This is a genomic window from Novipirellula sp., from assembly GCF_041583735.1.
GTDB lineage: Bacteria > Planctomycetota > Planctomycetia > Pirellulales > Pirellulaceae > Novipirellula.
In genome coordinates, this window is the sequence record NZ_JBFHFD010000340.1 from 1 (window position 1) to 9091 (window position 9091).

General features: G+C 55.5%; 7 protein-coding genes and 1 pseudogene. 2 read left to right on the top strand and 6 right to left on the bottom strand.

Annotated elements, in window-relative coordinates; translation table 11 throughout:
* The first annotated feature begins 353 nt into the window (after positions 1 to 353).
* Positions 354 to 1823, top strand: a complete 1470-nt coding sequence (locus tag ABX962_RS21780) for a hypothetical protein (RefSeq protein ID WP_372722268.1) — start codon at positions 354 to 356, stop codon at positions 1821 to 1823.
* Positions 1824 to 1940: 117 nt separating this feature from the next.
* Here ABX962_RS21780 and tgt read toward each other — a convergent pair whose 3' ends face one another.
* Entirely contained in the window at positions 1941 to 3077 is a 1137-nt protein-coding gene (tgt, locus tag ABX962_RS21785; RefSeq protein WP_372722270.1) for a tRNA guanosine(34) transglycosylase Tgt, read from the bottom strand.
* A 380-nt stretch (positions 3078 to 3457) separates the two neighbouring features.
* Between tgt and ABX962_RS21790 the strand changes: the two genes are divergently transcribed.
* On the top strand, positions 3458 to 5584 hold the full coding sequence (locus ABX962_RS21790) for a neutral/alkaline non-lysosomal ceramidase N-terminal domain-containing protein (protein ID WP_372722272.1): 2127 nt from the start codon (positions 3458 to 3460) through the stop codon (positions 5582 to 5584).
* 12 nt (positions 5585 to 5596) lie between these two features.
* Here the strand turns inward: ABX962_RS21790 and ABX962_RS21795 are convergent, their stop codons facing one another.
* The 5 genes and pseudogenes from ABX962_RS21795 to ABX962_RS21815 form a co-directional block, all read right to left on the bottom strand.
* Entirely contained in the window at positions 5597 to 5956 is a 360-nt protein-coding gene (locus ABX962_RS21795) for a cupin domain-containing protein (protein WP_372722274.1), read from the bottom strand.
* Positions 5957 to 6030: 74 nt separating this feature from the next.
* Positions 6031 to 6288 carry a GlsB/YeaQ/YmgE family stress response membrane protein gene (locus ABX962_RS21800; RefSeq protein ID WP_372722276.1) on the bottom strand — a complete coding sequence of 86 codons (258 nt, stop codon included), beginning with the start codon at positions 6286 to 6288 and terminating at the stop codon, positions 6031 to 6033.
* A 267-nt stretch (positions 6289 to 6555) separates the two neighbouring features.
* Positions 6556 to 7464 (bottom strand): YihY/virulence factor BrkB family protein, encoded by a 909-nt coding sequence (locus tag ABX962_RS21805; protein WP_372722278.1) that lies wholly within the window; start codon positions 7462 to 7464, stop codon positions 6556 to 6558.
* Between the two features lie 90 nt (positions 7465 to 7554).
* Positions 7555 to 8250, bottom strand: coding sequence for a ligase-associated DNA damage response endonuclease PdeM (gene pdeM / locus ABX962_RS21810; RefSeq protein ID WP_372722280.1), 696 nt, complete (start codon positions 8248 to 8250; stop codon positions 7555 to 7557).
* A gap of 3 nt (positions 8251 to 8253) precedes the next feature.
* Positions 8254 to 9091 (bottom strand): annotated as a pseudogene (locus ABX962_RS21815) (DNA ligase-associated DEXH box helicase); the annotation flags it as partial.

The window sequence follows — 9091 nt, forward strand, 5'->3', positions numbered from 1 at the left end:
GACGAGGCTACGAGTCCCGTCGTGCCACTAAGTCGCTGGGACTCGTAGCCTCGTCCACTACCTCCAAAGCTGGCCGACCTACGCCTATTCCAGTAAATCTCTAGCGGAACGGCCCAAACGCCAACGGAGGGTTCCTGTCATTTGGGAAACATTTTGAAATGACGAAGTTCTTTCCGAACGGTTCCTTACAACCATCCACGCTCAGGCGAACGCAGCTACAAACCGCGTAGCGGGCGAGATGACAGAACGCTGGCATAAAAATGCAATGGATTGGCACTCTTTTTTCGGCTCTGACCGAATTTGAAACCTAAGTTTCAACGTATTGTCTGAAAAATTTCACGTTGAGACTCGTTATGTCATCTGCTCCGATTCCGTGGAAACACGTTCGTAACGTCCTTGTTGTCTTTGCTCCGCTGTGGATGGGCGCGACCGTCTTGTTCGCGTTTGTCGGTGTCTGTGTCGCACTGTTTAGCAGCGACATTTACTCGGCGCGTCTTCCGTTAGTCGTTCGCAACGAAGCCACCAGCTCTCTGGAACGGCTCGGCCGATTCAGCAGCCAAACGGAATTAAAGTCGGCTCAGGAAACCATTCTTGAAATGACTCAAAATCCCGAAGTGGTCGCGGCAGCACTGCGTCAAATCGGACCTGCCTCGGGTAAAGACGATCCCACGTGGCCATCGTCCGAAGTGGTCGACCGCATCGCAAAAGACGCCGTCAATTTGCTCGCGCCGCAAGGCTCGGAGTTCGGCAGCACCGAAGTGGTCTACTTGCAAGTCAAATCAACACAACAACAACGTGCCGTCGATTTCTGTAAAGCGATGTTCGACAACTTGACGTTGCATCTGCGGAACATCCGCCGAGTGCGTGCCGACAGCGTGATCACTGAATTGACGCAAGCACGCGATCTTGCACAACAAAACCTAGATGCCGCAGCGGCTCGGATGCATGTCTATGAAGTCAAATTTGCCGCAGACCTTGGTGAACTTCGTAATCTGAATGACGCGATCGCTGGCGACGGCACCAACCGACGCACCCTTGAAGAAACCGTTCGCGAATTGCAAATCGCCGAATTGGATCTCGAAAAGCTATACGCACTTCGTGACCTACTGGTCGTCGGTTCGGAAAACCCCGACCATTTGTTAGCCAGTGGCAGCGACCTATTGTCGCTGCAACCCTCGCTGCTTCGTCTGAAAGACGGATTGATTGATGCCCAAATTCGCAGTAGTGAACTGGCGGCAAACCGCACACCGAATCACCCGATCCTGCAAAACGCTCAATCGACCGAACAAGAGATTCGCAGCCGAATGCAAGAGGAAGCCCGCGTCGCAGTCAAGGCAATGGAGCCGACGCTTAAGCAAGAAGCCGAGCGGGTATCGCGACTCAAAACTCGCAAAGAACAATTAACCTCGCGGCTCGAGGCGTTGGCAGCAGCACGGACCGATTACGCGAACGTGGATGCCGAAGTCAAACATCGCACAACGCTACTGGAAACCGCCGAGAAGGCATTGACTGAAGCTCAGGCAAGCCGCACCGCTGCTCTTTCGACAAACCTTGTCGCGGAACTCGGGCCACCGCAAGTTTCAGATAAACCGATCGGGCCTGGCGGCACGCTGGTGACCTTGGGCTCGGCTTCGGCAGGGTTGTTGTTCGGACTCGGTGCGGTGTTCTTGATTGCACCTGGACCTTCCGAATCACGCAAAGGACGTCGCTGGAGCGACTACTTACAACGCGGGGGACGACGTCACAGCGACCAAATAGGAACGGTGGATGTCGCGGCGGTAGCACCGACTGCGATCGCGGTCGAGCGACGGGCGCCGCGGTAAAACGATCGCTGATGTGCTGGCAATCCGAAGCAGACTGGAACATGAACGGGCCTGGATGAACGGGCCTGGATCAGGGGGGCCGCCGCGAAATAAAGCGGCATGACACATCTGGAAAGCCTATTCCACATCGGCATCCGGTTCGTCGATGATACCCCAGCCTGCCTTTTTGTCGATCACGTATTGAGCGAACGTGTTGTTCTCGATCGCTTGGCGTGCTTCGGCCATCACACGTTGGTAATACGTCAAATTGTGGATCGTTAACAGGATTGGCCCCAGCATTTCTTTGGCAACAAACAAGTGCCGCAGGTAGCCGAGGCTGTGACGACACGCCAGACACGGACAGTGTTCTTCGAGCGGCCGCGTTTCATCGCGATACTTTGCATTGCGAATTTTGACATTGCCGCGATCCGTAAACGCCATCGCGTTGCGTCCATTGCGAGTGGGCATCACGCAGTCGAATAGATCGATCCCGCGAGCGACGCTTTCGAGCAAATCGATCGGCCGTCCCACGCCCATCAAATAACGTGGCTTGTGCTCGGGCAGATGAGGACAGGTGGCCTGGGTGATGCGGTACATCTCGCTCGGAGCTTCGCCGACACTTAGACCGCCCACGGCGAAACCTTCGAAATTCATCGACGACAACTCGGTCGCACATTGAATTCGCAATTCGGTGTCCAAGCCGCCTTGCACGATCGCAAAACGCGCCTGGTCATCGCGTGTTGCCGCGTTCAAACAGCGACCGGCCCAGCGGATCGAACGCTCCATCGCGTCGACGACTTCGGATCGCTTTGCTGGCAGCGCCACGACGTGGTCCAGCACCATCGCGACATCGCTGCCAAGAGACTCTTGGATCTCGATACTGTGCTCGGGGGTCAATTGCACGATCGATCCATCAATATGGCTGCGGAACGTCGCCTGTTGTTCGTTGATTTCGCGAATCGATTGGAGGCTAAAAATTTGGAACCCGCCGCTGTCAGTCAGAATTGGGCCTTCCCACAACGTCATCCCATGCAATCCCCCCAATCGACGTACCGTTTCGTGGCCGGGTCGGAGGGCGAGATGGTAGGTGTTACCCAAGATCATTTCTGCGCCGGTGGCCGCGACCTGATCGATGGTCACCCCTTTGACCGTGCCCTGTGTCCCGACCGGCATAAACCCAGGCGTCTGAACGGTACCGTGGGGCGTCGAAAAAACACCGCGACGGGCGCCGGTTTGGGAATCGCGATGCAAAAGTTCGTAAGAGAAATGGCTCATCAAAGCTCACGCGTGACTGGAATCAATTCAAAGACGACAGGTTCGAAAACAGGCGGCAAAACGGCCACACTACCGCTGCGACAGTGGCAAAGGTGTCCGCATTCGAGGACCGATCGGGGGGAACCGGGATCGATCGAGCCCCCGTTCCGATCCCTGTTTTGACAAACCGACCCCGATGTGGAAAGGTGAGCCAACCGAGATTTTCGCATTCTCCTGCGTTGCTCTCGTCCCCCCTCGCGTTTCGCAATCCACTAGAATGGTCATCCGACCCCACCGGTAATCGCTCCACCGGTAATCTCCCCACCGGCGATCGCTCCAGCAGCGATCTCAATGCCCGTCCTACCTTTCCGACCCCGCCCCTTCCTACCACGCGAGTTCCCATGATCCGATTTTGTTTAGCCGCCGCGCTCGCCACCACACTGACCTTCCTTTCGCACTCAGCCGCCGTGGCCGAGCTGCAAGTCGGTGCGGCCATTGTCGATGTCTCGCCGACTCAGTTCCCCGTCCTGGTCAACGGCGGGATGACATCGAAAACCGCCGGGCAAATCAAAACACCGGTCAGCTCACGAGCGATCGTGATCAGCGACGGCAGCGAATCAATCGCCCTGGTCGTCGTCGATAGCTGCATGGTGCCCAAGATGCTGTTGGATGACGCCAAAAGTCGAGCCGCCAAACGCACCGGATTGAAGTCCGATCACATCATGATTTCGGCCACGCACACCCACACCGCGCCGTCAGCGTTCGGCGCATTGGGGACCGATGCCGATCTGACCTACATTCCGCTGCTGCGAGAGCGGATCGTCGAATCGATCGTCAACGCGGAAGCCAACCTACAACCTGCGCGAGTCGGATGGGGATCCGCCGAGGCGGCGGATTTCACCGCGCTGCGACGTTGGATTCGGCGTCCCGACCGGATCGACAACGATCCCTTTGGCAACCCGACCGTGCGAGCGAACATGCATGCCGCTCGCAACCCCGACGATGTGACTGGCGAATCGGGCCCCGAGGACCCCGAGTTGTCGATGATCGCATTTGAATCCAGCGCCGGAGTTCCGATCGCCGTGCTGTCGAATTTCTCGATGCATTACTTTGGCGATTCTCCGATCAGCGCCGACTACTATGGGCTGTACTGCAACGGCATGCAAAACTACATCCAACAAAAATACCCTGACGCAAAAAATGTTGTCGCTACGATGTCACACGGATGCAGCGGCGATATTTGGCGACGCGACTATGCCGCCGCCGAGCCGAGTCAATACGACACCATCCAAGCCTATACCGATGCACTGCTGAACATCGCCACCGAAACGCTCGAGACTATCGAGTACGATGACGCCGATACAATCGACATGGCTGAATCTCGATTTCGCTTGAACTACCGCGTCCCTGATCAGCAACGGTTACAGTGGGCTCAGCAAATTGTCGATACACTTGAGGGAGAGTTGCCCAAGACGACTACGGAGGTGTACGCTCGTGAACAAGTCTTGCTGCACGATTTACAATCGACCGAGGTGGTGGTGCAAGCGATGCGAATTGGCGACATTGCGATCGCCACCACGCCCAACGAAACGTACGCCCTTTCCGGGTTGAAGCTGAAACAGCAGAGTCCGTTTGAAAAAACGATGGTGATTGAACTCGCCAACGGAGCCGACGGTTACATTCCGCCTGCGGAACAACATCCACTGGGCGGCTACAATACTTGGGCAGCCCGTTCGGCGGGGCTCGAAGTGCAAGCGGAACCCAAAATCGTTGCTGCCGCAATGTGTCTGATCGAACAGGTCTCTGGAAAACCGAGGCGTGCGGTCACTCAAGCCAAGGGCCCGGCGTGTCAAGCAACGCTCGACGCCAAGCCACTTGCTTATTGGCGTCTGGACGAAATGGAAGCTCCGATTGCTCGCGACAGCACCACACATCATCGTGATGCGATCTACGAACCAGGCGTCGTGTTCTTTTTGGAAGGCCCCGCATCGGCGGTGCTAACGGCCGACGGTGAACCGAATCGGTGTGCCCATTTCGCGGGCGGACGATTGCGATCGCGAATCGGAAACACGCCGCAGGGTTACAGTGTGTCGATGTGGTTTTGGAACGGCATGCCCGATAAAGCACGCGAGGTATCCGGTTGGCTGTTTTCTCGTGACCACGCCCACAGCATCACCGAATTCGGCGAGCATTTGGGGGTTGCCGGCAGCGGTGACGAGGCGGGACGTTTGATTTTCAAACAGGGAACGAGCAACGAAACGTTGGTTGGGTCAACCGTGATCCCACGTTGGACATGGAACCATCTCATGCTCGTTCGTGACGGATCGAAGGTGCGAGTCTACCTGAATGGAAACGATGCCGCTGAACTGCAAAGCGACTCGGTTGCAGTGCCCCATCCTGGACTCGACCAGATTTTCGTCGGAGGCCGCAGCGACAACGATTCGAATTGGGAGGGGCGGCTTGATGAGGTGGCGGTATTTGATCGCATCCTCAACGCCGACGAGGTGAAGCAGATCGCGGCTCGCTGAGTTCCGACGGGACTATCGGGGTTTTGTGTGTGAAGTGCTGTCGATCTCGTCATGCTCGCCGAAACAGGCGGGCGGGCTGGTGGCTTCCACCGCTACAATCGGTTCGACGACCCGATAGCGATGGGGGGCTCCTTCGGGAACAAGCCATGAATCGCCGGCCTTGATCGTGGCCGTTCCGCCGTCCAATTCGATTTGGATGACCCCGCGTAGCAAAAAACCGACGGTCTCGTAATCACGACAATGCGATTGCGAAAATCCGCCTGGATCCTCTCGCCATTGACGCATCGCGACGTGCTTTCCCGCAGCCAAATGGATCTCGCCCATCGTGCCGACGACACCATCTGACTCCGAGTGAATTTGTGGAATGTCCATTTTTAACTTTCCAATATCTGGGCTTGGCATTTGGGATTAGTGGCATCCGTTGGGTTAGAAACATCGGTGTGGATCTAGGTCGTCAATCGATCCCCACGGGAAAAGAGAACCAGCAAGATAACCGCACCAATGATCGATCCGATCCAACCCGCAGCTTGCAGCGGTTCGCCTCCCATCAGCAAAAAACCTGCGAATCCACCGATAAACGAGCCGACGATTCCAAGTAGCATGGTCCGCAAAATCCCAATCGCTTGACGTCCCGGAACGAGGGCACGCGCGATTAAACCAATGATCAATCCCGAGATCATCCAACCAATGATGGGTACTAACATTTTATTGTTCCTCTAGAGCACAAGGGTGGTGTAGTAGCTCTCTTACGTAGCGAATCACGTGCCGCGATTCCACGGCAAGCAAAACAATCAACTTACGTGTCACAGCGTTAGTGAAACGCCCCGTATACCGCGAATCGCTAAAAAAGTGCTCTCTGAACAAGCAGGTTGACGGGTGATCGTCCAGCGTTACGGCAAGCGTGAAAGACACGTTCGACTCGTCTCTGATACGAAACGCTTGGCAAGTTTCGCTATCGAGGAATAGGAATCCTAGGTTCGCTCGATCGACTCGACGACATGCACTGCGTGACGATCGGGGCGGATTCCTCGGCCATAGCGAACGGCATAAACCTGAGTGCACTCGGCCCCAAACAACGCAATCATCGACGTGTAATACACCCACACCAACAACACCGCGATCGAAGCGGCGGCAGAGCTCAACTGGGCTCCAGGTGTGGCAATCGAGAAATACCAATCGAGCGCAAAGCGACCGACAAGAAATAAAGCGGTGCTGATCGATGCGCCCACCATCACTTCGCGCCACTCGATTTTAGCATCGGGCATCCACTTGAAAATCGACGCGAACACGATCATCACGACCGCTGCTTGAACCAGATAACTGAGACCGCTGACCAAGCCGAATCGGATTCCGATCATGTCCGTTAATCGCTCACCAGCCGCCGCTACCACCGAGGAAACGATCAGGGATGCGAGCAGCAGAAACCCCAATCCAAGAATCATCACAAACGACATCACCCGTTTGCGAACCATCGCTTTCACACCCGATTTTTCGGGATCGGGGCGAACCGCCCAAACCTGATTCATGGCGTCTTGAAGTGCCGACAACACACCGGTCGCCCCCAGTACGATGCCGCCGAAACTGAGTAGCGTTTTCCACCACTTGCCCGACGTTTCGTCGCTGCTTTTCAGGATCGCAGAGATTTCATTACTGATCGATTCATTGCCAATTAACTGCGCCGTCTGCGTCGTCAAAACCTCATGAGCCTCGGCCTTGGCGTGATCCGAATCGTAAGCCAACGACATTCCGAATGTCAAAATTGTCAACAACAAATACAGCAGCGGCGGCAGCGCAAAGGCGGTGTAGTAGGCCAACGCTGCTGCCAGCGTGGTGCAACGATCGGCAGAGAATTCCGAGAAGGTTTGCTTCCAATATCCCATCAGATCCGTTCGTGGTTGCCTGCGTGATTCAATACCATGTCATTGTTCTCATGATCAAAACGCCGCAAACCGCATACCGCATTTCCGACGTCATCGATAGTGTTGATGAAGCAACGTACCGGCATCATTTCCACCGGCCAACCCATCATCAAGAATCATCCAAGTTTGATCACCGCGTTGCGGGCGAATCACATGCGTGCCGGTGAACCCACCAATCGCCGGCAATACAAAACATCGCTTGGAAAGCCAAAAGCAGGACAGTTTTCCAAAATTTTCGCCACCGACGGCGAAGCGAACCGCCGGGTGCAAATGACCACACAACAACAACGAGGCATCGCCGGGAACGGGCGCCGGATGATGCCCCAATGCGACCGCCCCCATCCTCGTTCCGGGATCAACCACCTCGATCGGCCACGACGAGGGCAGTCGTCCCACCTGGGTATCGTGGTTGCCACGCACCAAGGTGAAATCGATCTCGTCATGTTTGGCAAAAAAGGCCTCGAGCAACTCACACACCTTCGGCGATAGTGACGATCGGGCATGAAACATGTCACCGAGAATGATTAACCGAGTCGCGTGGGTCGATTGCAATAGTGACTCGATTTTGTGCAATGTCCCCGCCGTGCTTCCGCTTGGTACCGGAATGCCATGACGCCGAAACGTCGCCGCTTTGCCAAAATGAGTATCTGCCACAAACAACGCCCGCTGCGCTGGCCAAAACACCGCTCGATCAGCATGCAGTTGCAACGCGATGCACCCGACATCCACATCCATGGTTTGCTTCATCGCTTAATTCTCCTTATCCGCCTCTTTTTCGAGTTGCGATTGCAATCGACGAATCCGATCCGCCAACGTTTCGCTGCTAACACGATCGCGCAACTTATCGACCAACAATGAAAACGATAATGGCGTGACTTTGGGTGGTTCGGTGACAACAATCTCACTTCGCTCGATCCGGTCGAGAGCGTCAAACATTCGGGACGATTCAAGTTGCAACTCCAACACCTCGCGACGACTTTGCTCTAGCAACAGATTGTCGGGATCGTACTGGCTAAAAACGTCGTAGAACAAATTGCTGCTGGCTTGGATATGACTTGTGCTTTTTCCACGTCCCGGGAACCCCTGATGGATCAGCCCGGCCACGCGAGCGATTTGGCGGAATTGACGTTTCGCCATCTCTGTTGAATTCATGCTATTGAGAATATCGTTAACGAGATCGTCGGCGGAAAAAATCTTGCGACCGATCGCATCATCAATGTCCACTCGATGCGGCGACTGCAACACGATCCCGTAGTCATTACAAGCCATCGTGAAGGTGGTCTTTTGAAAACGCGAGATTCGATACGCCAGCAACGCCGACAATCCTTCATGGACCAACCGACCTTCGAACGGAAACAGAAACAATTGGTGACCACCGCGAGTTTCGATCCGTTCGATTAAAAACTGATCGCTTCGCGGCAGCACGCTCCAGCGACTTTGGATCTCGAACAATCGCCGCAACGCCTTCATCTCGCGTCCGACAAATTTGCCAGCCGCCGCTTGCTCGATTTTCAACCGCAGTTCGGCACTAAGTTCACTCGACAATGGCATTCGCCCGCCCATCCAGCGTGGTACGGAATCAGGTTCC

What these genes read in the sequence shown, in the direction of transcription:
- tgt (WP_372722270.1), bottom strand. Translation starts at nt 3,077, where the DNA reads ATGAGCCATTTCTCTTACGAACTTTTGCATCGCGATTCCCAAACCGGC.
- ABX962_RS21805 (WP_372722278.1), bottom strand. Translation starts at nt 7,464, where the DNA reads ATGGGATATTGGAAGCAAACCTTCTCGGAATTCTCTGCCGATCGTTGC.
- pdeM (WP_372722280.1), bottom strand. Translation starts at nt 8,250, where the DNA reads ATGAAGCAAACCATGGATGTGGATGTCGGGTGCATCGCGTTGCAACTG.
- ABX962_RS21780 (WP_372722268.1), top strand. Translation starts at nt 354, where the DNA reads ATGTCATCTGCTCCGATTCCGTGGAAACACGTTCGTAACGTCCTTGTT.
- ABX962_RS21795 (WP_372722274.1), bottom strand. Translation starts at nt 5,956, where the DNA reads ATGGACATTCCACAAATTCACTCGGAGTCAGATGGTGTCGTCGGCACG.
- ABX962_RS21800 (WP_372722276.1), bottom strand. Translation starts at nt 6,288, where the DNA reads ATGTTAGTACCCATCATTGGTTGGATGATCTCGGGATTGATCATTGGT.
- ABX962_RS21790 (WP_372722272.1), top strand. Translation starts at nt 3,458, where the DNA reads ATGATCCGATTTTGTTTAGCCGCCGCGCTCGCCACCACACTGACCTTC.